A 25,645-nucleotide genomic window follows, 5' to 3' on the forward strand; every position below is an offset into this window, starting at 1 on the left:
GGTAGAGGCTAACCGTCCGACGCCGCCGCCCGCGAAGCCGTTCGGACCCTCGACGCCGATCGGCTACAGTCTGCCGAGCAGGCACGCAACTTGGTGAAGGCCCGGAACAGGGGCTTCGCCTCTTCAGCTTCAAAGGGGGAGCAGCACATGACACTCGCCACGTCGCCGGCCTTGGTGGAGGTGCCTGAGGGCACCAGCATCAACACGATCCTCACGGATCGCGTGGCCCGCTCCGGGGACGAGGCGCTCATCGAGCGGCGTGACACCCCCGACGGCCCGTGGATCACGGTGTCGGCGCGCCAGTTCGAGGACGAGGCCCTCGCCGTCGCCCGCGGCCTCGTGGCTCGCGGCATCGGCGTGGGCGACCGGGTCGCCATCATGTCGCGCACCCGGTACGAGTGGACGCTGCTCGACTTCGCGATCTGGGCCGCCGGCGCCGTCGCCGTGCCGGTCTACGAGACCTCGTCGCCCGAGCAGGTCCAGTGGATCCTGTCCGACGCCGACGTCCGGCTCGTCGTCGCCGAGTCCGCCGCGCACGCCGAGACGATCACGCAGGTACGCCCGAGTCTGCCCACGCTGGAGGACATCCTCCTCATCGACGACGGCGCCATCCTGGAGCTGCGCAAGGCCGGCACCAACCTGTCCGCAGGCGTCGTGGTCGGACGGCGCGACGCCGTCCGGCGCGACGACCTGGCGACCATCATCTACACCTCGGGCTCCACCGGCCGGCCCAAGGGTGTCGAGCTCACGCACGGCAACTTCGTGCACCTGGCGATGAACTCCGCCGTCGGCATCCCGGAGCTGCTGCACGCCGAGAACGCGCGCACGCTCCTGTTCCTGCCGCTGGCGCACGTGTTCGCGCGATTCGTCGAGGTCGCGACGATCGCGGGCCAGGCCGTGCTGGGCCACGCCCCGGACATCAAGAACCTCGTCGCCGACCTCGGCTCGTTCCGCCCGACCTATCTCCTGGCGGTCCCCCGCGTGTTCGAGAAGGTGTACAACAGCGCGGAGCAGCGGGCGGCGTCCGGCCTCAAGGCGAGGATCTTCGCCTGGGCGGCCCAGGTCGCCGAGGACTACTCGCGGGCCCTGGACACGCCGTCCGGCCCGGGGAGCGCGCTCCGGGCGCGGCACGCGGTCGCCGACCGGCTGGTCTTCAGCAAGCTCAAGGCCACCATGGGCGGCCAGCTCAAGTGGGCCGTCTCCGGCGGCGCGCCGCTGGGCGAGCGGCTCGGCCACTTCTTCCGCGGCGCGTGCGTGACCATCCTCGAGGGCTACGGCCTCACCGAGACCACCGCGCCGACGTCGGTCAACCGGCCCGGCCAGATCGTGATGGGCTCGGTGGGCCCCGCCTTCTTCGGCACGGACATCGCCATCGCCGACGACGGCGAGGTGCTGCTGCGCGGCCCGCACATCTTCCGGGGCTACCGCAACCAGCCCGAGCTGACCGCCGAGGCGTTCGTCGACGGCTGGTTCCGGACCGGTGACCTCGGCCGGCTCGACGAGCACGACCACCTGCACATCACGGGCCGCAAGAAGGAGATCATCGTGACCGCCGGCGGCAAGAACGTCGCCCCGGCCGTGCTCGAGGACCGCATGCGCGCCCACCCGATCGTGAGCCAGGTCGTCGTGGTCGGCGACCAGCGCCCGTTCATCGGCGCCCTGGTCACGCTCGACGCCGAGATGCTGCCGGGCTGGTGTGCCGCGAACGGCCTGCCCGCCCTGTCGGTGGCCGAGGCCCGCGTGCACCCGAAGGTGCTGGCCGAGCTCGACAAGGTGGTAGCACAGGCGAACGAGGCGGTCTCCAAGGCCGAGTCGATCCGCAAGATCACGGTGCTCGACCTCGACTTCACCGAGGCGAACGGCTACCTCACGCCGTCCATCAAGGTGAAGCGGTCCAAGGTGCTCGCCGACTTCGCGGGCACCATCGACGCGCTGTACAACGCGCCGGTGCAGCACACCCACCCGGCCGCCCACACCCACTGACACCCTCGCCCGCCCCCGCCGCGGTGGTGGCGGGGCACCGAATGTGCGCTTCTACCCAGTGATCTGGCCCAGAACTCGCGTGAGTTCTGGGCCAGATCACTGGGTAGAAGCGCACTCCCTGACCCGCGCACTCCGCGGGGTCGGGTTTTCAGGCGCTCTTCTCGCGCGGCTGGCGGCCCCGGACCGGGCTCTTGCGCGGCACCACCGTCGGGTTCACGTTGTCCAGCACGACGGAGCGGGTGATGACCACGCGCTCGACGTCGTCCCGGCTCGGCACGTCGAACATGACCTGCTGGAGCACCTCTTCGAGGATCGCCCGCAGGCCGCGCGCGCCGGTGCCCCGCAGCAGGGCCTGCTCGGCGATGGCCTCGACGGCCGCGTCGTCGAACTCGAGCTCCACGCCGTCGATCTCGAACATCCGCTTGTACTGCTTCACCAGGGCGTTCTTCGGCTCGGTGAGGATCCGCACGAGCGCGTCGCGGTCGAGCGACGAGACGGAGGCGATGACGGGCAGGCGGCCGATGAACTCGGGGATAAGGCCGTACTTCTGCAGGTCCTCGGGCCGCACCTCGGCGAACAGGTCCTCGTCCCCGATCGACTCCATCGGGGCGCTGAAGCCGATGCCCCGCTTGCGGGCCCGGGCGGCGACGATGTCATCCAGCCCTGCGAACGCGCCGGCCACGATGAACAGCACGTTCGTCGTGTCGATCTGGATGAACTCCTGGTGCGGGTGCTTGCGCCCGCCCTGCGGCGGCACGGACGCCGTCGTGCCCTCGATGATCTTCAGGAGCGCCTGCTGCACGCCCTCACCCGACACGTCGCGCGTGATCGACGGGTTCTCGGCCTTGCGGGCCACCTTGTCGACCTCGTCGATGTAGATGATGCCGGTCTCGGCCTTCTTGACGTCGTAGTCGGCGGCCTGGATGAGCTTGAGCAGGATGTTCTCGACGTCCTCGCCCACGTAGCCCGCCTCGGTGAGGGCTGTCGCGTCGGCGATGGCGAACGGCACGTTGAGCATCTTGGCGAGCGTCTGCGCCAGGTAGGTCTTCCCGGTGCCCGTCGGGCCGATGAGCAGGATGTTCGACTTGGCGATCTCGACAGCGTCCTGGTCGTCGGGACTGATCGACCGTCCCGCCTCGCCCGCCTGGATCCGCTTGTAGTGGTTGTAGACGGCGACGGCCAGGGCGCGCTTGGCGGGGTCCTGGCCGATGATGTACTGCTCGAGGAAGTCGAAGATCTCGCGCGGCTTGGGCAGCTCCGTCAGGCCGAGCTCCGCAGCCTCACCGAGCTCTTCCTCGATGATCTCGTTGCACAGCTCGATGCACTCGTCGCAGATGTACACGCCTGGCCCGGCGATCAGCTTCTTCACCTGCTTCTGCGACTTGCCGCAGAAGTTGCACTTCAGCAGTTCCGCGCCGTCACCGATTCGCGCCACTACCTGTCTCCTCGCCTTGTGCACCCTCGCGGAGTCCCGTCCGGGCCGACCGGCCCAGCGGATCCGCGACGTCGAGCGGTCTCAGATCCATTCCACACCACCAGTGGCCGGTTGTCAGCCGGGCGACCCGGCGGGTCGCCTGACCGATTTTCACCACATCATGACAATTTTGTCAGGTTCTGTGCAGCGCGTCTCACAATGCCCGACGCCGGGGCTGGTCGTCCACCGGTATTGGTGGCACGCCCCGGCGTCGGGAACCTGCGGCCTCGACGGACTCGACCGAAGTGGTCAGTTCGTGACGACCGCCACGGGCTTGCGCGACTCGAGCACCTCGTCGACCAGGCCGTAGTCCTTGGCCTGGGCGGCGGTGAGGATCTTGTCGCGCTCGATGTCCTCCCGGACCTCCTCGATCGTCTTGCCGCTGTGCGTCGAGAGCGTCAGCTCGAGCCACTCGCGCATGCGGATGAGCTCGTTGGCGTGGATCTCGATGTCGGAGGCCTGCGCGTAGCCGCCGCCCTCCATCGCGGGCTGGTGGATCAGCACGCGGGAGTTCGGCAGCGCGAGGCGCTTGCCCGGCTGGCCCGCCGCCAGCAGGACGGCCGCGGCCGACGCCGCCTGGCCCAGGCACACGGTCTGGATCTGCGGCTTGATGAACTGCATGGTGTCGTACAGCGCAGTCATGGCGGTGAACGAGCCACCCGGCGAGTTGATGTACATCATCACGTCGCGGTCCGGGTCCTGGGTCTCCAGGACCAGGAGCTGGGCCATGACGTCGTCCGCGGACGCGTCGTCGACCTGGACGCCCAGGAAGATGATGCGGTCCTCGAACAGCTTGGTGTACGGATCCTGGCGCTTGAAGCCGTACGCGGTGCGCTCCTCGAACTGCGGGAGCACGTAGCGGGCGGACGGCATGGCGCCGGCGGTGGCAAAGGGCATCCCCGCACCCGAACGGACGCCGGCGAGGCGCTCCGCGGCTGCGACGAACTGGGCTTCAGGACTCACGGTGGTCTCCTCTGAAAAAGATCTGGATGCTTTCGGGGCGGTCAGCTCGTCATGCCGCCGCCGCCGGAGACCGACGCGGCGCTCTCCACGACGTGGTCGATGAAGCCGTACTCCAGCGCCTCAGGGGCCGTGAACCAGTTGTCGCGGTCGTTGTCCTTGATGATCGTCTCGAGCGGCTGCCCGGTCTGCTCTGCCGTGAGCTCGGCGAGCACCTTCTTCATGTGCATGATGAGCTGCGCGTTGATGCGCACGTCGGTGGCCGTGCCGCCGATGCCGCCCGACGGCTGGTGCATCATCACGCGGGCGTGGGGCGTGGCGTACCGCTTGCCCTTGGCGCCCGACGACAGCAGGAACTGGCCCATCGAGGCCGCCATGCCCATCGCGACGGTGGCGACGTCCGGCTTGACCCACTGCATGGTGTCGTAGATCGCCATGCCCGCCGTGATGGAACCACCCGGCGAGTTGATGTACAGCCAGATGTCCTTGTCGGGGTCCTCGGCCGCGAGAAGCATCATCTGCGCGCTGATCGCGTTGGCGTTCTCGTCGCGCACCTCCGACCCCAGCCAGATGATGCGCTCCTTGAGCAGCCGGTTGTAGATGGAGTCGTTGAGCCCGAAGCCAGCACCCTCCGTCCGCGCTACCGGCCCAGCATCCATCCGCAGCAGATCGTTCACGTCCATCTCCTCGGTTCTGACTCTCGCTGTTGGACCAGCCTCTGGCCCACGTCCATCGACGTCGTGTCGCTTGACCCTAACGTGCCTCTGCCCGCCGGAACTCCTGATTCGGCGGCCGTTTCGCCTACAGCGCACCGGTGCTGCCCACGGCGAAGTCAGGGCCAACGCGGACGGCGGTCCGCACCCTCGTGCGCGAGGTGCGGACCGCCGTCGGACGTCGTGCCTCGGCCTGCTCGGGCCGGTGGATCAGGCCTTGGCGGGCTCCGACGCCTCGGCCTCCGCGCCGGCGGCGGCCTGGGCCTGCGCCATGGCGTCGTTGAGCGCGGCCTGGGCCTCGTCGGCCTCCTCCGAGCCGATGAACTCGCTCAGGTCGACGACGTTGCCGTCGGAGTCCTTGACCTCGATCTGGCGCAGCGCGACAGCGAGGGCCTTCGACCGGGCGACCTCGCCGACCATGGCGGGGATCTGGCCGCCCTGCTCCAGCGTCTTGATGAACTCGCTCGGCTCCATGCCGTACTGCTGGGAGGCGCTCACCAGGTACTCGACGAGCTCGCTCTGGCTCACCTGCACGTTGAGCTTCTCGGCGAGGGTGTCGAGCAGGATCTGGTTCTTGATGGCCTTGGTCGCATCCTCCGTGACCTCGGCGCGGTGCTCGTCATCCTCCAGGCGGCTCTCGGACTCGAGGTGGCGGTGCACCTCGGCCTCCACGACGCCGTTCGGCACGGGGACCTCGACGGTCTCCAGGAGCTTCTCCATGAGCGCGTCCCTGGCGGTGACGGCCTGGTTGGAGGTCTTGATGCCGGCGACCTGGGTCCGCAGGTCGTCCTTGAGCTCCTCGATGGTGTCGAACTCGGAGGCGAGCTGGGCGAAGTCGTCGTCCACCTCAGGCAGGTCGCGCTGCTTGACCGAGGTGGCGGTCACGGTGACCGTCGCCTCCTCGCCCTCGTGGTCGCCGCCGGCGAGCGGCGCCTTGAACGTGGTGGTCTCGTCGGCGGACAGGCCGGTCAGGGCCTCGTCGAGGCCCTCCAGCATGTTGCCGGAGCCGATCTGGTACGAGACGCCCGACACGGAGTCGACCTCCTCGTCGCCGATGACGGCCTTGAGGTCGATGACCACGTAGTCGCCCTCGACGGCCGGGCGGTCGACGCCCACGAGGGTGCCGAAGCGCTCGCGCAGGGCCTCCATCCGCTCCGCGACGTCCTCGTCGGTGACGGTAGTGGACTCGACGGTGAGGTCGACCTCGGAGAGCTCAGGGAGCTCGATCTCGGGACGGACCTCGACCTCGGCCGTGAACTTGAGCTGGCCCTCGCCCGCCTTGGCCGGGACCTCGGTCACGTCGACCTCCGGCTGCGCGAGCGGGCGCAGGTCGGTCTCGCCGAGCGCGTCACGGTAGAACCCGGAGAGCCCGTCGTTCACGGCGTGCTCGATCACGGCACCCCAGCCGACCCGCTGGTCGATGATGCGCGGCGGGACCTTGCCCTTGCGGAAGCCCGGGATGTTCACCTGCTCCGCGATGTGCTCGTAGGCGTGATCGATGCTCGGCTTGAGCTCGTCGTAGTCCACCTCGACGGTCAGCTTGACCTTGGTGGGCTCCAAGGTCTCGACGGCGCTCTTCACTTCGATGGTCTCCAGAATGTCGGGGGTGCGCACACGCCGGCGTACTGCGTCCCGGGGTGGCGCGGGGATGCTCAACTCAGTTGCGGCTGCTCGCTGACAGCGACGTGCGGCAGGCGCACGGGCAACCCGTCCATGGTACGCCCCGCGACCTCAGGCGCCGAATGCAAGGGACCGGCCCGCCGCGCCGTCCGCCGACTGCCCGCCGCACCGCCCGCCGACTGCCCGCCGCGCCGTCCGCCGACTGCCCGCCGCACCGCCCGCCGACTGGCCGCCGCGCCGTCCGCCGGCGGCCCCCGGCGCTGCCCGCCCCACCGCCCGCCGGCGGCCGTCAGCGGCCCATGCCCGCCGTGAGGCCCGCGACGATCTGCCGTGTCGCGAGGAGGAACAGCACCACCAGGGGCAGCGTCGCGATGACCAGCCCGGCGAACAGCGTGGACCACGACGTCTGGTACTCCCCGAAGAAGGTGGTCAGGCCCACCGGCAGCGTGTACTGGGCCCGGTCGCGCACGAGGATGAGCGGGTAGAAGAAGTCGTTCCAGATCGGCACGAAGCGGAACACCACCACGGTGGCGACGGCGGGCCGCACGAGCGGCAGCATGACGGACCAGAACGTGCGCAGCGGGCCGGCGCCGTCGATCCGGGCGGCGTCCTCCAGCTCCACCGGGAGCTGGCGCAGGAACGTGGCCAGCACGAACACCGAGAACGGGATCGAGACCGCCGCGTAGACCAGGATCAGGCCGGTCCGGGTCGAGGCCAGCCCGATCATGTCGAGCAGGTAGAAGATCGGCACGATCATCAGGAACACGGGCATCATCAGGCCCGAGACGAAGACCTGCTCGATCACGGCCATGAGCCGGGAGCGCGAGCGGGCCAGCGCGTAGGCCGCGAGCAGCGACACCGCCGTCGACAGGGCGACCGACGCCACGGTGACCAGCACCGAGTTGAGGAAGTAGGTCGAGAACGACGCCTCGACCCAGGCCTCGCGGTAGGCGTCGAACGACGGGCTCTGCGGCAGGCCGAGCGGGTCGGCCACGAGCTCCTGGTCGGACCGGAACGAGTTCCACACCATGATCAGCAGGGGCAGCAGCGCGACGGCCGCGTACCCCCACAGCACGGTGTTCACCAGGGCCCGCCGCGCCCCGCGCCGCCCGCCCGCGCCCGGCCGCCGTCCCGCCGCCGTCCGCTCACCCGCCGGCCGGGCGCCCGCCGGCCGGACGACGTCGGTGCGCCTCACGTCAGTCTCCGCTCCACGCGCCGGAACCACTGCGTGAACAGCACCGACACGCCGACGATCACGACGAACAGCACGATCGCCACCGCCGACGAGACGCCTATCGCGTTGGAGGCACCCGAGTGGAAGGCGGTCCGGTAGAAGAGGAGCGACATGACGTCGGTGGCGCCCGCCGGGCTGCCGGTGGAGCCGCCCAGGGCGTACGGGATCGGGAACGCCTCCATGGAGAAGATGAACGTCAGCACGCTCACGGTGCCGATCACCGGCAGCAGCATGGGCAGGGTGACGTGCCAGAACCGCTGGCGGGCGCTCGCGCCGTCGAGCATGGCGGCCTCCTCCATCGCCGGGTCGAGCGATCCGAGGGCCGCGCCGTAGATCAGGAGCGGGAACCCGACCCACTGCCAGGCCGTCACCAGCACGACGACCCACAGGGCGGTGTCCGGGTCGCCCAGCCAGGGCTGGGCCACCGCCTCCAGGCCGACGGCGCGCAGCGCGGCGTTCACCGGGCCGAACAGCGGCGAGAGCAGCAGCGACCACAGGTAGCCGACCACCAGCGGCGACACCAGGTACGGCATGGTGTACAGCACCTGGAACAGGCGGCGCAGCCGGTCGCGCCGGTGCAGCGCGTACGCCAGCAGCAGGCCCACCGAGTTCTGCACCACCATCGCCCCGGCGAACAGGAGCGCGTTGTGCCCGAACGCGCGCGGGAGCTGGCTGCGGTACGGCTCGGTGGAGAAGAGCGCGACGAAGTTGTCCAGCCCCACGAACGCCTCCTGCGCGGTGCCGCGCCACGAGAAGAGCGAGTAGGTCAGCGCCGTCGCCATCGGGTAGAGCACGAAGACGGCGAACAGCGCCGCGGCGGGCAGCAGGAAGAGCAGTGCGACGGGCGTGGGCAGCGCCGCTGTCCGACGGCGGCTCACTCGCCCGGCGTCCACCAGGCCGACAGGCCGTCCTGGATGTGCTGCGCGGCGCCCTCGGCGTCGGTGTCGCCGAGGAAGAGCTGCTGGCCCGCCTCGCCCATCAGGTCGGTGCCGACCGGGTCGCCGTAGCGGTAGTCCACCAGCAGCAGGTACGGCGACGGGTTCTCCTGGTACAGGTCCCACATCTCCTGCTGGAGCGGGTCGGAGTACTCGACGCCGGGAATCGGCGAGAACTGCTTGAGCTCGTCGGCCACGAGCTGCCCGAACTCGGGCGTGGCCAGCCAGTTCAGCAGGGTCTCCGCCTCCTGCGGGTGCTCGGTCGCCGCGGACAGGCCCCAGCTCCCGTCGGCGTACCCGGCGCTGACCGGGTGGTCGAGGGCCGAGCCGGGCGGCGGGGGCACCTGGAACACGCCCAGGTCGAGGTCCGGGTTGGCGTCCTGGAAGAACGCCTGCTCGTAGGAGCCGCCCGCGAACATCGCGGCCTGCTCGGACGTGAACAGCACCTGCGCGTCGGTGTACGGCACGCCGGTCACGTCGTCCGGCATGTACTTCTGCAGGTCCTTGAGCGTCTGGATCGAGTCGACGTACGCCGGGTCGGTGAAGTCGGTGTCGCCGTCGCGCAGGGCCTGCTGGAAGTCGGCGCCGCCGTACTGGGCGGAGGTCAGGGCGTCGTGCACCGTCGGCACGAACCACACGTCGCGCGCGCCGACGGCGAGCGGCGTCACGTCGTTCTCCAGGAGCGTCTCGTTGATCGCGAGGAAGTCGTCCCAGGTCTCCGGCTCCTCCAGGCCGTTCTCCTCGAAGATCGCCGTGTTGTAGTAGACCTGGATGGTCTGGGTGGCCAGCGGCACGCCGTAGACGGCGCCGTCCTCCCGGCCGCGCGAGCCGTCGAGAATGGCTTCGTCGAAGTCGGCGAGGGCCGGGACCAGGTCGTCCAGCGGCTCCAGGTTGCCGCCCTCGACGAGCGGCTGGAGCAGGCCGTAGGAGCGCACCTGCGCGATGTCCGGCCCGTCGGAGCCGGTCAGGCCGGTGCGCAGGATCTGGTCGTACTCGGTGTTGAGGTGGGCCTGGAAGTTCACCGTGATGCACGGGTTGGCCTCTTCGAAGACGTCGAAGATCCGCTCGTAGGTCTTCACGTCCTCGGTGCGCCAGGACCACACGTCGAGTGCGACGGCCTCGCCGTCACACCCCTCCCCCGCGGCAGCCCCCGGCTCCGGGCTGTCCGACGACGGCGCGCAGGCCCCGAGCGTCAGTGCCACGAGGGCGGTGGTCGCTACGGCGAGGGTCGTTCGGCGGCTCATGCGCCGGACGCTTCCGTCCCGAGGTCGAGGTGTCAAGCATTTCGGCCGAATCGATACGTCGTGTCCTGGTACGGAGACGGCGACCGGCTGCCGTCAGCGGCCTCGGGCCACGCTCCGGGCGATCCGGCGGGCGTCGGCCGCCATCTCCAGGAACATGCCGCTGATCGGGTTGGTGTAGCCCGTGAAGTAGAGGCCGGGCGTGGCCGGGCGGCCACGCGTCGCCAGGGGCTTGCCGCGCTCACCGAGCACGCCCAGGTGGCCGACCAGCGGCTCCAGCGCGCGGCGGTACCCGGTCGCGGCGAGCACGACGTCGGGGGCGAGGCGGGCGCCGTCGGCCAGGACCACCTCGCCGCCGTCGAACCGCTCGATCCCTGCGACCACCTCGACGGTGCCGGCCTGGACGGCGGCCACCAGGCCGACGTCCTGCACGGGAATGGCGCCCTGGGTGACCCGGGTGGCCAGGCCCACCTCGGGGACCGGCAGCCCGAGGCGGGCCAGGTCCGGGAAGCTGGCCCTGCGGACGGGGACGGAGAGGGCGTCGACCAGGGCGGTCGGCAGGTGGCGCACCAGCACGCCCGTGTACTGCGCTGCCCACGGCCCCTGGTTGCGCCGCACGATGTGCGGCGGCGTGCGGACGGCGAGGCGCACGCTCGCGGCGCTGCCCTCGGCGAGGTCCTGCGCGATCTCCGCTCCGGTGTTGCCGACGCCCACCACGAGCACGTGCTTGCCCGCATACGGGGTGGGGTTGCGGTACCGGCTCGCGTGCACGATCTCGCCTGGGAACTCGTCGTGGCCGGGCCAGTCCGGCAAGTGCGGGGTGTGGTTGTAGCCCGTGGCGACGACGACGGCGTGGGCGGTGCGGGGGTCGGGCGAGCTGGTGCCGTTGGCGGTGGTGAGGGTCCAGACGCCGTCCGACCGGTCGAGGCGCGTGACCTCCACGCCGTGCTCGATCCGCAGCTCGTGGTGCGCGGCGTACGCCTCGAGGTAGCGGACGACGTCGTCGCGCGCGACCCAGCGCCCGTACTCGCGCGGGATGGGGAGGCCGGGCAGCTTGGAGAGGCCGCGGGTGGTGTGCAGGTGCAAGCGGTCGTAGTGGTTGCGCCAGGCGTTGCCGACGTGCTCGGACTTCTCCAGCACGGTGACGTCGAGCCCCTTGCCCTGGAGGGTGGCGGCGACGGCGAGCCCGGCGGGCCCGGCCCCGACGACATACACGGTGAACACCATGGCGGGAGCGTAGACCCGAGGTCCGCCTCGACCATGGGATCAGGCCTGGTTTTCGCCCGCTTGCCATGCCGGATGCCGTTCTCGCGGCGGACCTTTCGTGGCCCCGGGGCGCTCACGGCAGCGGGGGGCCGAACAGGAGAGCGTGGTCGCGGTACGTGAGCTCGGCGGTGGTGGTCTCGACGATCGTCGCGAGCAGGTCGGTGGTCGCCGTCGTCTCGTGGATCTCGCCCGGCTCCCAGACGGCGGCCTGGCCGGGCTGGATCGGCCAGCGCTCGTCGGCCGCGCCGTCCACGCCCTTCGAGGTGACCACGCCCTCGCCCGCGAGGACGGCGAAGACCTGGAGCAGCGTCGCCGGGTGCTCGCCCAGGACGCCGCCCGCGACGATCCGGGCGATGTGCACGGTGGTGCGCTCGGCGCCCGGCACCTGGGGCAGGAAGTCCATGTCGACGCCGGCGCTGCCGAACCGCGAGATCTCCCGAGCCGGGAGCTGGATGATGCGCATCGGGCCATGCTCTCGCAACCGCCGCGGGTGGCATCAGCGGCGGGCGCCGGGCTGCGCGGGCACGGGACCAGGCCCGTGCCCGCGCGGCACGGTGCTAGAACGCGTCCGGGGTGCGGATCCGGTCGCGGATCCAGGCGCCCGCCTCCTTGAGGCGGCCGGTCCCGAAGTCGCCGCCGGAGCACGTGCCCTCGGTGAAGACGGCGCCCGAGCGGTGGTCGTCGGAGTAGTTCCAGTTGACCCAGCTGATCTTCTTCGACGCCGCCAGGTCCAGGTACCGCTGCGCCATGGCGAAGTCGTTGGCGTCCTCGCCCGCGTAGTTCTGCGTGCCGAACTCCGTGATGAACATGGGGATCCGGTCCGCGGCGCGGGACAGCGCGTCCAGGTACTCCTGCCCGTGCGACGCGGCGTAGAAGTGGAACGTGTACATCACGTTCGAGGCGTTGACCGGGTTGTTCACCACCTCGGACTCGTTCGCGCCGTCCGAGACGCCCAGCGAGGACCAGGCGCGGGTGCCCAGCAGTACGACGGCGTCCGGGTCCTGCGCGCGGATCACCGGCACGATCTGCTCGTGGTAGCCCTTGATGGTCTGCCACGACACCCCGTTCGGCTCGTTCGCAACCTCGTAGATGATGTTGTTCTTGTCGCTGTTCCGCTGGGCGATCGCGGTGAAGAACGTCCTGGCGCGGTCCAGGTTCACGTTCGGGTCGCCCGGGTCGAGCATGTGCCAGTCGACGATCGCGTAGAGGCCGCGCGCCGTGAGCATGTCGATGTACTGGTTGACCAGCGCGGTGAACCGCTGCGGGTCGGTCTCGTAGCCGCCCTCCTGCACGTACGTCGAGATGCGCATGACGTCGGCGTTCCAGTCGTACGCGAGGGTGTCGAGCGAGGCGTTCGTGACGCACTGCGAATACCACTGGGTGCCGTGCGTACTCATGCCGCGGAGCTGGATCTGCGTGCCCTGCTCGTTGCACAGCCGGACGCCGCACACGCGCAGCTGACCGTTGGCCTCGACGGGGGTGACGGCGTCCGGCTCGGACTCGGACCTCGGCGTCGTCGCGCTCTGCTCCGGTGCGGACCCGGACTGCGGCGCGGTCGCGGTCCGCGCCGGTGCGGAGCCGGTGACGACGGCCGTGGCCGGCAGCAGGGGAACGAGGGCCGTTCCGAGTGCCAACATCGCAGCCGTGGCAGCTGCGACGACGATCGGTGCGCGGCGGGAGACCATATGAGACCACCTCGGTTGTGGACGGAGCCGTAGCCGGCCGGCTGCTCTGCCGACCCGCCGGTTGCAAGGAAGCTAGCAAGATCCGCAGCCGGGTGAAATGGGGGATTCCCACACGTCGTGGAGCCGGCCCGGGCTCTGGTTCCCTTCTCTTTGAGACCGAGGTTTGTTGGCTTTGATGGGGTTTAAAGCCAACAAACCTCGGTCTCAAAGAGAAGCGGTGCACGGCGTCGGTCGGGTTCGGGAAACATCCGGGGCCCGGGCAGGGGGCTGTTCGGGCTATGCCGGGTCGGCGAGGCCGTTCTGGTAGGCCCAGACCACCGTCTGCAGCCGGTCGCGGGTGCCCACCTTGGCCATGGCGCGGCCGAGGTGCGACTTCACGGTGCTCGTCTCCACGACGAGCTCCCGCGCGATCTCGGCGTTCGACAGCCCCCTGGCGAGGTGCCGCACGATCTCGGCCTCCCGGGCGGTGAGCTGCGCCACGGCGTCCGACGCGTGCTGCGGCGGCGCCTTGCGGCGGGCGAACTCGGTGATCACCCGGCGGGTCACCGCCTGGTCGATGAGGCCCTGCCCGTCGGCGAGCCGGCGGACGGCGTCGATCAGCTCCTCGGGCTCGCAGTCCTTGAGGATGAACCCGCTCGCGCCGGCCTCCAGCGCCCCGAACACGTACTCGTCGAGGTCGAACGTGGTCACGACCAGCACCGCCGGCGTCGTGCTCGAAGAACCCGGCGGGCCGCCGGCAGACACGATCTCCCGGGTCGCGGCGAGGCCGTCGCCGCCCGGCATGCGCACGTCCATGCAGACGACGTCGGGGTGGTGCTGGCGGGCGAGCTCCACCGCCGTCGGACCGTCGGCGGCCTCCGCGACCACCTCGATGTCCTCGGCCTGTTCGAGGAGGAACCGGAACCCCGCCCGGACCACCGCCTGGTCGTCGACGAGCATGACCCTGATCATCACTGTCCCCCTTCGCTCGGCACGCCCGCCGTGCCGGGTCGCCCGCCAGGCCCCGCCGAAGCCGGCGTCCCGCCGGCCTCATGGTGCAGCGGGAGCGTGAGCAGCACGCGCCACCCGCCGGACGGCGTGGCGCCCGCCGTGAGCGTCGCCCCGACCAGGTGCGCCCGCTCCCGCATGCCGATCAGACCCATCCCCTGCCGCCCCGAGTCCGCACGCCCCGAGTCCCGACGCGCCGAGTCCGCGGCGGCGCCACCCACGGCGCGCTCGTTGACCACGTCGAGGGACACCTCCCGCTCCCCGAACCGGACGGCGATCCGCACGGGCGCACCCGGCGCGTGCTGGCGGGCGTTCGAGAGCGACTCCTGGGCCACCCGGTAGAAGGCCGCGTCGGCGATAGGGGCGAGCTCGCGCGGCGTGCCCTCGCGGACCAGGTCGACGCCGTCGCCGAGGCCGCGCGCCGTCCGGACGAGCCCGTCCAGCGCGCCGAGCCCCGGCGGCGGGGCGTCGTGCCCGTCGTCGTCCACGCTCGGGCGTTCCCGCAGCACGCCGACGATGAGGCGGAGGCTGTCGAGCGTCTCCTTGCCCTGCGCCCTGATCCAGGCCGTGCCGGCCTTGGCGGCCTGCGGGTCGCTGTCGATCTGCCGCTCGACGGCGGCGGCCTGCACCACCAGGCCGGACAGGTGGTGCGCCGCGACGTCGTGCAGCTCGCGCGCCATGCGCGACCGCTCGGCGAAGATCGCGGCCTGGGTGGTCGCCGCCTGCGTCCGCACGAGCTCGGCCGCCCGCAGGCGGAGCAGCTCGAGGTAGCGCCGCCGGGTCGCCACGGCGCCGCCCACCAGCACGCTGGCCACGTAGGTCACGAGACCCGCCAGCAGGTGGAGGCCGGCCGGGACCAGGGGGTTGACGCCGGCGACGAGGCTCACGACCACCGCCGTGGCCGGTGCGGCCGGCACCGCCGCTGCCGTGATCGCGAGGGCGCGACGGGCCGGCAGCAGCGTGCCGACCGTGTAGGCGGCGACGAACTGGGGTATCCCACCGACCGACAGCTCGGGCGGAGAGACCGCGACGACGACCACCTGGCACGCGACGACCAGGCCGAGGCAGAGGACCGGGCGGACCCGGCGCAGGACGAGCGGCAGCGCCGCGACGCACGAGGCGACCACCAGCACCACACCCTGCGCCGGGCCGACCACCAGGCCCTCCCTCTCCAGCACGGCGCCGAAGAGCGCGACCATCAGGCCGGCCGTCACGAGCAGGACGAGCCCCGCCAGCAGGCCGTCCCGCGCCAGCGGCGTGGTCAGGCCGAGCCGGTCGAGCAGCGCGTCGAGCCGGCCGGCGCGCTGCGGGACGGGGACGTCGCCGAGCGCCGCGGAGCCGTCCGTCGGCCCGCCCTGCGTGGGGCCGCCCGTGGTCGGCCCGTCCGTCGTCGGCATGGCTCAGTACGATACCGACGGCGCCAGCAGGCGGAGCGCGAAGGCGAGCCACGCGACCCCGGCGAGGGCGAGCACCACGAGCACCGTGCCCGCTATGCGAGCCCAGCCGTGCCGGTGCCGGACGGCGCCGACCACCTGCACCACCGCCGGGACCAGGCCGAGCACGCCGATCCCCTGGACCACCTGGAGCTGTCGCAGGGAGGCCACCGGGACGTCCTGCAGGTTCATCACCGTCAGCACGGTGATGGTCCAGCCGGCCAGGGCGAACACGGTGGCGACCACCGCGATCTTCGTGAGGATGCGGGACACGCGTCCGGTGCCCTCGGGCAGGGCGAGCCTCCGGACCCGGCGGCGGATCGCGCCGACCGGCCAGGCGACGGCGGTCACCAGCAGGATCAGGGCGGAGACCCCGAGCACCGGGAGCACGACCGCCGGGGCGCGCTCCGGCTGGACCGGCAGCATCGCGAAGGCCCCCTCGAACGAGATTGCCTCGACCCGGTTGTCCGCGACCCGCATCGCGATGGTCCGCTGGCCGCCGACCTCACGCCAGACCCAGGGCGCGATCTCCTCGTACAGGGCCGGTGAGACCGAGAGCGGGCCGGGGGTGATCAGCAGGCGGCCGTCCGCGCGGGCCGTGAGCTGGGTGGTGCTGAAGGTGTCGAGCGCGGCGAGGAACGTGCTCTGCATGCCGCGCGACGACACGTAGGTGCCCTCGGCGATCGCCGCGTGCTCCTTGGCGGTCGCCTCGGTGGTGGCCGGCGCCGCGCCGCCGTCCGTGGTGCCCGCCGCGCCGCCGCCGTCCGTGGTGGCCGCCGGGGTGCCCGTCCCGGCGGCGCCGGCGACGTCGGCCGTGCCGGCCGGGAAGTACCGGTCGCTGAAGCCGTGCAGCACGGAGTCGCGCAGCGCGAGGCTGACGTAGCCGTTCGCGCCGGTGCTGTTGAGCGAGACGAAGATCCCGGTGCGCTCCTCCGGGTAGAGCTGCAGGTGCGAGTGGAAGTACTGGGTGTCGCCGCCGTGGCCGACGATCCGGTGGCCGTTGCGGCTCTCGTCGAAGAAGCCGAGCGTCATCCGGGGGCTCGCGGCGAGGTTGCCCAGCGAGCTCTCGTCCAGCGCTGGGGCCTGCATGAGGTCGAGCGTCTCGGGTTCGAGGATCGAGCCGGTGCCCGGCTCGCCGAGCTGGGCCAGCATGAAGCGCGCCATGTCGGGCGCCGACGCGGTGAGGGCCCCGGCGGGCGGCGTCCCGACGATCTCGAACTGCCCGGGGGCCGCTGCGGACGACGGGTACCCCTGCGACATCCGGTCGCGCAGCTCGGCCGGCAGCGGCTGCTCGAAGGTCGACGACGTCATCCCGGCGGGCGCGAGGATGTTCCGCTGGACGTACCCCTCGAACGGCACACCGCTGACCCGCTCGACGATGTAGCCGGCGAGCGCGTTGCCGTAGTTCGAGTACGCGGGCACGGTGCCGGGCTCGTAGACCTGCTCCGGCGGGTCCTCGGCCAGGGCGTCGCGGAGGACCACCGGCTGGTCGCCGAACCCGATGAGGCCGGCGATCCGCTCCTCGAACCCGGCGGTGTGGGTGAGCAGGTGCCGGAGCGTGATCGGCCCGTCGAACCTGCGTGGGACGTCGAAGTCGAGGTACTCCGCGATGTCCGTGTCCAGGTCGACGTCGCCGCGCTCGACGAGCTGCATGACGGCGGTGGCCGTGAACAGCTTGGACACCGAGCCCGGGCGGAACAGCGTGCGCTCGGGGTCGACCGGCACGGCCTCGCCGCCCGTCGTGCCCGTGTCGGCGTAGCCGTAGCCGCGGGTGGTGACGATCTCGCCGTCGTCCACCACGGTGACGACGGCGCCCGCGATGCCAGCGCTCTCCAGCGCGGCCGGCAGCAGGCCGTCGAGCCAGGCGTCGACGTCCTGCGCGGTCAGGGGGTGCTCGCCGGCCGGGGCGGAGATCCGCGGGGGCGGGGCGGGGTCCTCGGCGGTCGACGCCGGAGTGGTCGCGGTGCCGGATGCGGCGGCGGTCGCCCCGGTCGATGTGGGGGCGGCGGCGGTCGGCGTCGCAGGTGCCGCCGTCGCCGTCCGCGCCGTGGCGGAGGCCGCGGTCGCCGTCGTCCGCACCGTGGCGGACGCCGGTGCGCCGGCCGCGACGGTGACGGCAAGGATCCCCAGTGCGGCGAGGCCGGCGGCGACTCGTCGGGCACGGTGCGCCGGGCGGCCGTGCAGCGGGTGGTCGCGCAGCGGGCGGCCGCTCAGCGGGTCGCCGCCGGGCCGCTCGGTGGGCGTGTGGTCAGTGGACGGGAACATCGTCGCGCTCCTCGCGCTCGGCAGGTGTTCGGGCTGCTCCGGAGCCTTTTCTCCGGACGGGACCAGCCTGTCGGGATCCCCTTTTCACCACATCGCCCGCAGGCAGGCACTTGGCTTACGACCTTTGGCGGAGCCGCCTACGACCGAGGTGGACCATGCGCTCGCTGCGGGAACGCGGGCCGCATCTCGCAGCAGGCGCATGGTCAACCGCGGAGGATCGCTAGGCTCCTGCCCGTGACGACGTCGGAGATCGTGTCGATCGTGTCCGTGGCGCTCCCGACGATGGGCGCCGTCCTGTCCGCGATCGCCTCGTTCGTGGGCGTGCTGCCCGGCGGCGAGCGCCGGCTGCAGCGCCTGGTGGCCATCCACAAGGACATGCCGGACGGCGAGGGCAGGGCGGCCCTCGAGGACGCGATGAACCGCCTGGCCGTCGATGCCGCGCGCCGGGCCGTCCCGCCCGGCGGCAAGCGGCGGCGGGCGCGCCGCAAGCTGGACGCGGGAAAGCTGATCGGGGTCATCTTCGTGGTCCTGGTCGGTGGCGGCGTGGCCGGGGGCCTGTTCCAGCTCGGGGCGCTGGCTCAGGCGCTGCCCTTCCTGCAGTGGCTGCTGTGGATCGTCGCCGCCGCGGTGACGCTGTTCACGACGCTCCTGGTGACGGTCGGCGGTATGACCGACGTCTTCCAGGACGAGGACAAGGGCGACGGCGCGGACAACGGCGGGAAGGCGAAGGCCGGGCCCGCGGACGAGGGCGGGCAGGCCACGGCCGACTCCTCGGACGCGGGCGCCGATTCCAGGGACGCGGACAAGGTCGAGCCCGCCTGACCACGCGAACCGTCGGCGCCGCCGGCCGGCGCTGATCCGCCACGGCCAGGGTGTGGCCTGGATCACACACTGCCCTGTCACATCGGCGGCGGCTGAGGAGTCATGCCTTCGTCCGCTGCGGCACGCAGCGCCACTCCCCCTGTGGAGCGCCACTCCCCCTGTGGAAGGAACGTCATGACCTCAGCAGTCGACACCCTGCGCCGCGACTTCGGCGGCGACATCATCGAACCGGGCGGGGCCGAGTACGAGTCGGCCGGCCGCTCGCTCCTGGTCGCGGGCAGCCCGGCCTACGTCCTGCGCCCCACGACCGTCGGCGACGTGCGCGCCGCCGTCAGCTTCGCCGCCGCCTCCGGGCTCGCGCTGTCCGTACGCGGCGGCGGCCACAGCTTCCCGGGCTTCGGCACCAACGACGGCGGCGTCGTGATCGACCTGAGCAAGCTCGCCGACGTCGAGGTGGTCGACGGCGACCGCCACCTCGTCCGGATCGGCGGCGGCGCCACCTGGGGCAAGGTGGCGAACGCGCTGGCCCCGCACGGCCTGGCGATCTCCTCCGGTGACACGAAGAGCGTCGGCGTCGGCGGGCTGACGCTGAGCGGCGGCATCGGCTGGAAGGTGCGCAAGTACGGCCTGGCCCTGGACAGCCTGGTCGCGGCGGAGGTCGTCACCGCCGACGGCGGGGTGGTCACCGCGAGCGCGGACGAGCACCCGGAGCTGTTCTGGGCGGTCCGCGGTGGCGGCGGCAACCTGGGCGTCGTGACAGCCTTCGAGTTCGTCGCGCACCCCACGACGGAGGTCTTCTTCGGCAAGGTGACCTTCCCGGCGTCGGAGGCGGTGACCGTCCTCCAGGGCTGGGCCGACCACCTCCGCACCGCCCCGGAGGAGCTCACCTCGGTCGCCACCCTGGCCAACCCGCTCGCGGGCGGCCCGGACGCGCCCGTGGAGATCCACGTCGCGTTCGACGGCGACGACGCCGGCCTCGCGGCGCGGGCGATCGACCCGATCCGCCGGCTCGGCACCGTCGTCGCCGACGACGTCGCGCTGAAACCCTACGCGGACGTCCTCGTCGAGGGCGCCGCCCCGCCGCCCGGCATCGAGCTGCTCGCCCACAGCGGCTTCGTGCGCCGCGAGTCGGTGCCGGAGGCGCTGAAGACCCTCGCCGAGGTCGGGACGGCGCAGGGGTCGCCGCTGATCTCCGTCCGCGCCGTCGGCGGGGCGGTGTCCCGGGTGGCCGGCGACGCCACCGCCTACGCGCACCGCGCGGCGGAGCTGATGGTCGCGACCGTCACCGGCGGGCCGAAGCCCGTCGTCGAGGCCGCCCGCCCCCGGCTGGCAGCGATCTGGGCGAAGCTCGCCCCGCACGTCGACGGCGCCTACGCGAACTTCCTCGCATCCGCCACCGAGGAGGACGTCGCCGCCGTCTATCCGTCCCCGACGTACGAGCGGCTGGCCGCGGTCAAGCGGCAGTACGACCCGGACAACCTGTTCCGCCTCAACCACAACGTCCGGCCCGCCTAGACCCGGTCCGGTGCGCCCTGGGCGGGCCCGAGCCGGGCGCCTGGGCGGGCCCGAGCCGGGCGCCGAACCGCAGGTTGCGCGTGCTCCCGGTCGCCGAACCGCAACGACATGCCGGCACACGACGAGCCGGCCGGCGTGTCGTTGCGGTTCGGCGACCGCGACGCTGCGGCGGGCCCTTATATCAGACCGGATAATTCGGTCAATAGCCGCGCCCCTCCACAGCACGCTCCGTAACGGGATTGTGACTTTCTGGCCCTTCCGGGTTACGGTCGGTCCCGCTCGCGGGAAAGTCCGTGGGTACTCGAGGCGGACGCCGAGCCCTGCCACCGCCCGAGATCTGCACTGACCAGATGGCAGGGACGGGGGAACCAGGTAAGTGGGCACCATCGGTGTCCTTGGGGTGAAGCCGCACAGGTTAGGACCGCGGCCGGGTCATTCTCCGATCCGAATCCGACAGCTCACCTCGTAGGCGTCGGGAGAAAGCCGAACGTGACTACTCGCACGCCCGGGCGCCATCGTGCTGCCCGTAGACCCATCACGCCCCTGACCCCGTTCACCCGCGCCGCCGCGCGCGGCATCTCCACGACGGCCCGCCGGAGCGCGGTCGTCGCGGCCGGCTCGGGACTGATCGTCTCCCTGCTCGCGGGGCCCGCCAGCGCCGCTCCGGCGGCCGCGGCCCCGGCGACCGAGCCGGACACCACGACGGCGGAGCTCGACGCCGTGACGCTCGACGCGGTGAAGGACGCCGCACGGGAGGTGACCACCGCGAAGCTGACCACGGCGAAGGCGGACACGGCGCCGGCCGTGAAGGTCACCGCCAAGAGCAAGTTCACCCTGGAGACCGGGACGATCAAGGTGACGCCGGCACCCGAGCCGGAGCCCGAGCCCGAGCCGGTCGTCGAGGAGGTCGTCGAGCCCGCCGAGGAGGAGGTCACGGCCACCGCCGTCGCCGAGGAGCCCGCGGTGGAGGAGGCCGCCCCTGCGGCTACCTCCGGCTCGGCGATCGTCGACATCGCCATGCAGTACCTCGGCGTGCCGTACCTCTGGGCCGGCTCGACCCCCGCCGGGTTCGACTGCTCCGGGTTCACCTCGTACGTGTACGCCCAGGTCGGCATCAGCCTGCCGCACAGCTCCGCGGAGCAGCGCTACGCGGGCACCGTCGTCTCCGCGGCCGAGGCACAGCCCGGCGACCTCATCTGGACGCCCGGCCACGTCGCCATCTACGCGGGCGACGGCATGCAGGTCGAGGCCCCGGTCCCCGGCGAGACCGTCCGCTACACCTCGATCTGGCAGTCCAGCCCGACGTTCATCCGCGTCGGCTGAGTCCGCCGGCCCCGCTGAGACCGAAGGGCCCGCACCATCCGGTGCGGGCCCTTTGCCGTCCCCCCGGACCTGACTGTGGTCAGGGACGAACGTGGCGCACCTCTCATCCCCGTGTCAGTGGCGAGTGGCAGGATCACCCGTATGAGCTCAGCCACGAGCATCGAGACCAATGCCCTGAACACCATCGACGAGAGCGAGCGCCGCGGGTCGCCGCGCGAGCTGTTCTGGCCGTGGTTCGCGGCCAACGTCTCGGTGCTCGGGCTGGGCTACGGCTCCTACCTGCTCGGGTTCGGGGTGTCGTTCTGGCAGGCCGTGGTGGTCGGGATCGTCGGCATCGTGGTGTCGTTCCTGTTCTGCGGGTTCATCTCGCTGGCGGGCAGGCGCGGCTCGGCGCCCACCATGGTGCTGTCCAGGGCCGCCTTCGGCGTCCAGGGCAACCGGCTGCCGTCGCTGCTGTCGTGGGTCCTCACCGTGGGCTGGGAGACGGTGCTCGTGGCGCTGGCCACGCTCGCGACCTCCACGGTGCTCGGCGCCCTCGGCTGGGGCGGCGGCACGGCGACCAAGGTCGTCGCCCTCGTGGTCGTGGCGGGCATCGTCGTGGCGGCGGGCGTCTTCGGGTTCGGCCTGGTGATGCGGCTGCAGGTGGTGATAACGGTGCTGACGGCGGTGCTCACCCTCGTCTACATCGTCCTGGTGGCCGACCACGTCGACTGGGGGACGGTCGCCGCGATCCCTGCGGGCGGCGGGCCGCAGGTGATCGGCGGGCTCGTGTTCATGATGACCGGGTTCGGCCTGGGCTGGGTCAACATGGCCGCCGACTACTCGCGCTACCTCCCCCGGACCGCCTCGGGCCCGCGGATCGTCGGCTGGACCACCTTCGGCGCCTCGCTGGCCCCCGTGGTCCTGCTCGTGTTCGGTCTGCTGCTCGCTGGCTCCGATCCCGTGCTGAACGAGGCGATCGGCGCCGACCCGATCGGCGCCCTGTCCACCATCCTGCCCACCTGGTTCCTCATCCCGTTCGTGGTGGTGGCCCTGGCGGGGCTGATCGGCGGCGCCGCCCTCGACATCTACTCCTCGGGGCTCGCCCTGCTGTCCCTCGGGCTGCCCGCGCCGCGCTGGCTCGCCGCCGCCATCGACGGCGCGCTCATGATCCTCGGCGCGGTCTACGTGGTGTTCGTCGCCGACTCGTTCATCGGCCCCTTCCAGGGCTTCCTCATCACGCTGGGCGTGCCGGTCGCCGCGTGGTGCGGCGTCCTGCTGGCCGACATCCTGCTGCGCCGCCGCGACTACACCGACGCCGACCTGTACTCCGCCTCCGGCCGGTACGGGTCCGTGAGCTGGAGCGCCGTGCTGCTGGTCCTGGCCGGCACCGCCGTCGGCTGGGGGCTGGTGACCAACACCTACGCGCCGTGGCTGCAGTGGCAGGGCTACCTCCTTGGCCCGCTCGGCGGAGCCGACGGCGACTGGGCGGGCGCCAACCTCGGCGTGCTCGTCTCCCTGGTCATCGGGTTCGCCGGCACGCTCCTGCTGAGCGCCGGCGCCGTACGCCGCCAGGAGGCGCGATGACCGGCGGCGGAGCAGGGACGGGCCAGGCGGCGGAGACCAGCGGCCGAGCGGAGGCCGGCGGCTCGGCGGAGACCAGCGACGGAGCGGAGACCGGCGACGCGGCGGAGACCAGCGACGGAGCGGAGACCGGCGACGCGGCGAAGACCAGCGACGGAGCGGAGACCGCCGTCGTGCCGCCGGGGCCGGACGCCGCCCTGGTGGTGATCGACATGCAGAACGTCTTCGCGCATCCGCCCAGCCCGTGGGCGTCGCCCGACTACCCGGCCGCGCTCGCCGGGACCCGGCGCCTGCTCCCCGCTTTTGCCGGCCGCACCGTGCTCACCCGCTACATCGCCCCCACCGTGCCCGACGGCGCCTGGCGCGCCTACTTCGACCAGTGGCCGTTCGCGCTCGTGGCGCAGGACGACCCGCTGTACGAGCTCGCCGGCCTGGCCGACGTCGCGCAGGCCGGGGCGCCCGTGGTGACGCGCACGACGTTCGGCAAGTGGGGTCCGGAGCTGGAGGCCGCGACGCGCGAGGCCGGCGAGCTGGTGCTCGCGGGCGTGGCCACCGACTGCTGCGTGATCTCGACGGCGCTCGCCGCGGCCGACGCAGGCCGCCGGGTGCTGGTGGTCGCCGACGCCTGCGCGGGCTCGACCGCCGAGAACCACGAGCGCGCCCTGGAGATCATGCGGCTCTACGCGCCGCTGATCGAGGTGACGACCGTGGACGACCTCCTCGCCCCGCCAGCACCCCTCGACTCGGAGGAGACCAGCCCAGGGAACATCAGCCCCGAGGGCTGACGCCCAGCGCGTGCCGGTGGAGCCGGCGGAGCTGCCGCGGGTCGACGCCCGCCTGCTCCGCCACGGACGCGACGGTCGCGCCGTCGTGCGCGAGCAGGCGGCGCACCCGCTCGGCCCGGACCGCCGTCACGTACTGGTGCGGGGTCACGCCGACGGCACGCGCGAAGGCCCGCAGAAAGTGGTACGGACTGAGGTGCACGAGGGCCGCCAGCTCAGCGAGCGGGTGCGGGTCGAAGGGCGCGCCGTGCACCCGGTCCGTCACCGCGAGCACCCGGGCGCGCTCCAGCACGCCGGGCACCTCGCGGCGCCCGGCGCCGTGGGCCGACGTCGCGAGGTGCGCCAGCACCAGGCTCACCAGCTCCTCGGCGGCCTCGGCCGTCACGCCGTCGGTCAGCAGCGACCGGCGCACCCTCGCGGACGCGGCCCACACGACCGGGTCGTGCCCCACGGTGCGGTAGGACTCGTGGGCCTCCCACGAGATCTCGTGCTCGGCCGCCGCACTCGCGAGCGCGGCGGCGCTCGGGACGATCTCCACGCTCTCGGTCGGCTCGCGGGTACGGAGCCAGGCCAGCGGCCGGGCGCCGTTGACGCCGACCGTCCCGGGCCGCAGGTCCAGCAGCCGGGCCGGCTCGTCGCCGTGCCGCACCACGGCGTCGGCATGCCCGGTGAACGTGACGCCGACGGCGAACGGGGCGCTCGCGCTGGTAAATCCATCCGCCTCGTGCGCGGGCAGGACGGCGTGCACGAGCCGCCCGGCGGGGTGCTCCGCCGTCCGGACCCGCGCTTGCCCGGTCACGGCCGCGCAACCGGGTCCAGGTCCGTCGACCGCGAGACCTCTGCCCACTCCGCGAGCTCGGCGCCCAGCCGCTCCAGCCGCGCCGCGATCCCGTCGTGCGCGTCGGCACCGAGCACCAGCCGCGTCGGCGCCGCGTCGCCGGTGACGACGGCGTGGATCGCCGCTGCCGCCTTCACCGGGTCGCCCGGCTGGGTGCCACCACCGGTGGCGACATACTGCCTGGTGGGGCCCACCGTCTCGGCGTACTCCGGCAGCTCGGCGGACACGAGCGCCGCCGACCGGTCGAAGAGTCCGGTCCGGAACGCGCCCGGCTCCACCACGACGAAGCGCACGCCGGGCACCTCGTCGACCAGCGTCTCGGTGAGGCCCTCCAGCGCGAACTTGGTCGCGCAGTAGACCCCGAACCCCGGCATCGTCACCTGGCCGCCCACCGACGACATCTGCACCACCGTGCCACCACCCTGGCGGCGGAAGTACGGCAGGACGGCGCGGGTCAGCGCGGCCGGGCCGAAGAAGTGGAGCTCGAAGAGCTGCCGCAGCTCGTCCTCCGTGGTCTCCTCCAGGGCGCCGACCTGCGTCCGGCCGGCGTTGTTCACGAGCACGTCGATCCGCCCGTTGGCGGCGACCACGTCCCGCACCAGCGCGTCGGCCGCGTCGAAGGACGCCGACCGCGACACGTCGAGGGTGAGCGGGACGAAGCGGTCCCCGTAGGCGTCGGCGAGCGCGCGCAGCCGGTCGGCCGACCGCGACGTGCCGACCACGGTGTCACCGCCGTCGAGGGCGGCGCGGGCGATCGCCTCGCCGAACCCCGAGCTGGCACCCGTCACGACCCACACGCGCGACATCGGCATGGTTGCTCCTCCCTGGTACGACCCGTGCTCTACGAGTACCCCTGGAGCCTAGGCATCCGGAAAGCCCGTGGACGAGGACGGAAGTTGCGGTTCCGTCGCCCCCGCAGCCGCCCTGGTCCGGCCGCGCACCCGCACGGGCCAAGACGCGCGATGATGTCCTCGCCCAGCCGACGGACAACCGACCCGCCACCGGC

The 25,645-nt window shown here is 72.3% G+C and carries 21 protein-coding genes and 1 riboswitch; of the genes, 6 read left to right on the forward strand and 15 right to left on the reverse strand.

Going from position 1 to position 25,645, the window contains the following annotated elements; genetic code table 11:
* Positions 1–147 precede the first annotated feature (147 nt).
* Positions 148–1,983, forward strand: a complete 1,836-nt coding sequence (locus tag AC0QU1_RS17090) for an AMP-dependent synthetase/ligase (RefSeq protein WP_483570942.1) — start codon at positions 148–150, stop codon at positions 1,981–1,983.
* Between the two features lie 148 nt (positions 1,984–2,131).
* Here the strand turns inward: AC0QU1_RS17090 and clpX are convergent, their stop codons facing one another.
* From clpX to AC0QU1_RS17155, 13 genes are all read right to left on the reverse strand, one after another.
* A complete protein-coding gene (gene clpX / locus AC0QU1_RS17095) occupies positions 2,132–3,418 on the reverse strand; it encodes an ATP-dependent Clp protease ATP-binding subunit ClpX (RefSeq protein WP_483570943.1) in 1,287 nt (428 codons plus the stop codon).
* Between the two features lie 288 nt (positions 3,419–3,706).
* The gene (locus tag AC0QU1_RS17100) at positions 3,707–4,420 is read right to left on the reverse strand and encodes an ATP-dependent Clp protease proteolytic subunit (protein ID WP_483570945.1); all 714 of its coding nucleotides are present in this window, start codon (positions 4,418–4,420) and stop codon (positions 3,707–3,709) included.
* Positions 4,421–4,461: 41 nt separating this feature from the next.
* On the reverse strand, positions 4,462–5,100 hold the full coding sequence (locus tag AC0QU1_RS17105; RefSeq protein ID WP_483570946.1) for an ATP-dependent Clp protease proteolytic subunit: 639 nt from the start codon (positions 5,098–5,100) through the stop codon (positions 4,462–4,464).
* A gap of 240 nt (positions 5,101–5,340) precedes the next feature.
* Positions 5,341–6,711 (reverse strand): trigger factor, encoded by a 1,371-nt coding sequence (gene tig, locus AC0QU1_RS17110; protein ID WP_483576723.1) that lies wholly within the window; start codon positions 6,709–6,711, stop codon positions 5,341–5,343.
* Between the two features lie 328 nt (positions 6,712–7,039).
* Positions 7,040–7,945, reverse strand: coding sequence for a carbohydrate ABC transporter permease (locus AC0QU1_RS17115; protein ID WP_483570947.1), 906 nt, complete (start codon positions 7,943–7,945; stop codon positions 7,040–7,042).
* Positions 7,942–8,862, reverse strand: a complete 921-nt coding sequence (locus tag AC0QU1_RS17120) for a carbohydrate ABC transporter permease (RefSeq protein ID WP_483570948.1) — start codon at positions 8,860–8,862, stop codon at positions 7,942–7,944. Before AC0QU1_RS17120 ends, AC0QU1_RS17115 begins: the two co-directional genes overlap by 4 nt.
* Positions 8,859–10,163, reverse strand: coding sequence for an ABC transporter substrate-binding protein (locus AC0QU1_RS17125; RefSeq protein ID WP_483570949.1), 1,305 nt, complete (start codon positions 10,161–10,163; stop codon positions 8,859–8,861). The genes AC0QU1_RS17120 and AC0QU1_RS17125 overlap by 4 nt, the downstream gene beginning before the upstream one ends.
* 93 nt (positions 10,164–10,256) lie before the next feature.
* On the reverse strand, positions 10,257–11,387 hold the full coding sequence (locus AC0QU1_RS17130; RefSeq protein WP_483570950.1) for a flavin-containing monooxygenase: 1,131 nt from the start codon (positions 11,385–11,387) through the stop codon (positions 10,257–10,259).
* Between the two features lie 112 nt (positions 11,388–11,499).
* Positions 11,500–11,889 (reverse strand): hypothetical protein, encoded by a 390-nt coding sequence (locus tag AC0QU1_RS17135; protein WP_483570951.1) that lies wholly within the window; start codon positions 11,887–11,889, stop codon positions 11,500–11,502.
* A 94-nt stretch (positions 11,890–11,983) separates the two neighbouring features.
* A complete protein-coding gene (locus tag AC0QU1_RS17140; protein WP_483570953.1) occupies positions 11,984–13,063 on the reverse strand; it encodes a glycoside hydrolase family 5 protein in 1,080 nt (359 codons plus the stop codon).
* A gap of 324 nt (positions 13,064–13,387) precedes the next feature.
* Positions 13,388–14,050, reverse strand: coding sequence for a response regulator (locus tag AC0QU1_RS17145; RefSeq protein WP_483616246.1), 663 nt, complete (start codon positions 14,048–14,050; stop codon positions 13,388–13,390).
* 11 nt (positions 14,051–14,061) lie between these two features.
* Positions 14,062–15,495: a sensor histidine kinase gene (locus tag AC0QU1_RS17150; protein ID WP_483570957.1), complete on the reverse strand. Its 1,434-nt coding sequence runs from the start codon at positions 15,493–15,495 to the stop codon at positions 14,062–14,064.
* A gap of 3 nt (positions 15,496–15,498) precedes the next feature.
* The gene (locus AC0QU1_RS17155; protein ID WP_483570959.1) at positions 15,499–17,796 is read right to left on the reverse strand and encodes a serine hydrolase; all 2,298 of its coding nucleotides are present in this window, start codon (positions 17,794–17,796) and stop codon (positions 15,499–15,501) included.
* A gap of 234 nt (positions 17,797–18,030) precedes the next feature.
* On the opposite strand from AC0QU1_RS17155, the gene AC0QU1_RS17160 reads away from it, so the two are divergent.
* The 5 genes from AC0QU1_RS17160 (at position 18,031) to AC0QU1_RS17180 (ending at position 23,804) form a co-directional block, all read left to right on the forward strand.
* Positions 18,031–18,618: a hypothetical protein gene (locus AC0QU1_RS17160; protein ID WP_483570960.1), complete on the forward strand. Its 588-nt coding sequence runs from the start codon at positions 18,031–18,033 to the stop codon at positions 18,616–18,618.
* Between the two features lie 174 nt (positions 18,619–18,792).
* Entirely contained in the window at positions 18,793–20,133 is a 1,341-nt protein-coding gene (locus tag AC0QU1_RS17165; RefSeq protein ID WP_483570962.1) for an FAD-binding oxidoreductase, read from the forward strand.
* Positions 20,134–20,450: 317 nt separating this feature from the next.
* Positions 20,451–20,621, forward strand: a riboswitch (cyclic di-AMP (ydaO/yuaA leader).
* Between the two features lies 1 nt (position 20,622).
* On the forward strand, positions 20,623–21,456 hold the full coding sequence (locus tag AC0QU1_RS17170) for a C40 family peptidase (protein ID WP_483570963.1): 834 nt from the start codon (positions 20,623–20,625) through the stop codon (positions 21,454–21,456).
* Between the two features lie 141 nt (positions 21,457–21,597).
* Entirely contained in the window at positions 21,598–23,022 is a 1,425-nt protein-coding gene (locus tag AC0QU1_RS17175; RefSeq protein ID WP_483570965.1) for a purine-cytosine permease family protein, read from the forward strand.
* Entirely contained in the window at positions 23,019–23,804 is a 786-nt protein-coding gene (locus AC0QU1_RS17180) for a cysteine hydrolase family protein (protein ID WP_483570966.1), read from the forward strand. The genes AC0QU1_RS17175 and AC0QU1_RS17180 overlap by 4 nt, the downstream gene beginning before the upstream one ends.
* On the opposite strand, the gene AC0QU1_RS17185 is transcribed toward AC0QU1_RS17180, so the two are convergent.
* Positions 23,788–24,600, reverse strand: a complete 813-nt coding sequence (locus AC0QU1_RS17185) for a helix-turn-helix transcriptional regulator (RefSeq protein WP_483570968.1) — start codon at positions 24,598–24,600, stop codon at positions 23,788–23,790. The genes AC0QU1_RS17180 and AC0QU1_RS17185 overlap by 17 nt on opposite strands.
* Positions 24,597–25,451 carry an SDR family NAD(P)-dependent oxidoreductase gene (locus AC0QU1_RS17190; RefSeq protein ID WP_483570970.1) on the reverse strand — a complete coding sequence of 285 codons (855 nt, stop codon included), beginning with the start codon at positions 25,449–25,451 and terminating at the stop codon, positions 24,597–24,599. The genes AC0QU1_RS17185 and AC0QU1_RS17190 overlap by 4 nt, the downstream gene beginning before the upstream one ends.
* Between the last annotated feature and the right edge of the window lie 194 nt (positions 25,452–25,645).

Source organism: Promicromonospora noduliphila (assembly GCF_056951025.1).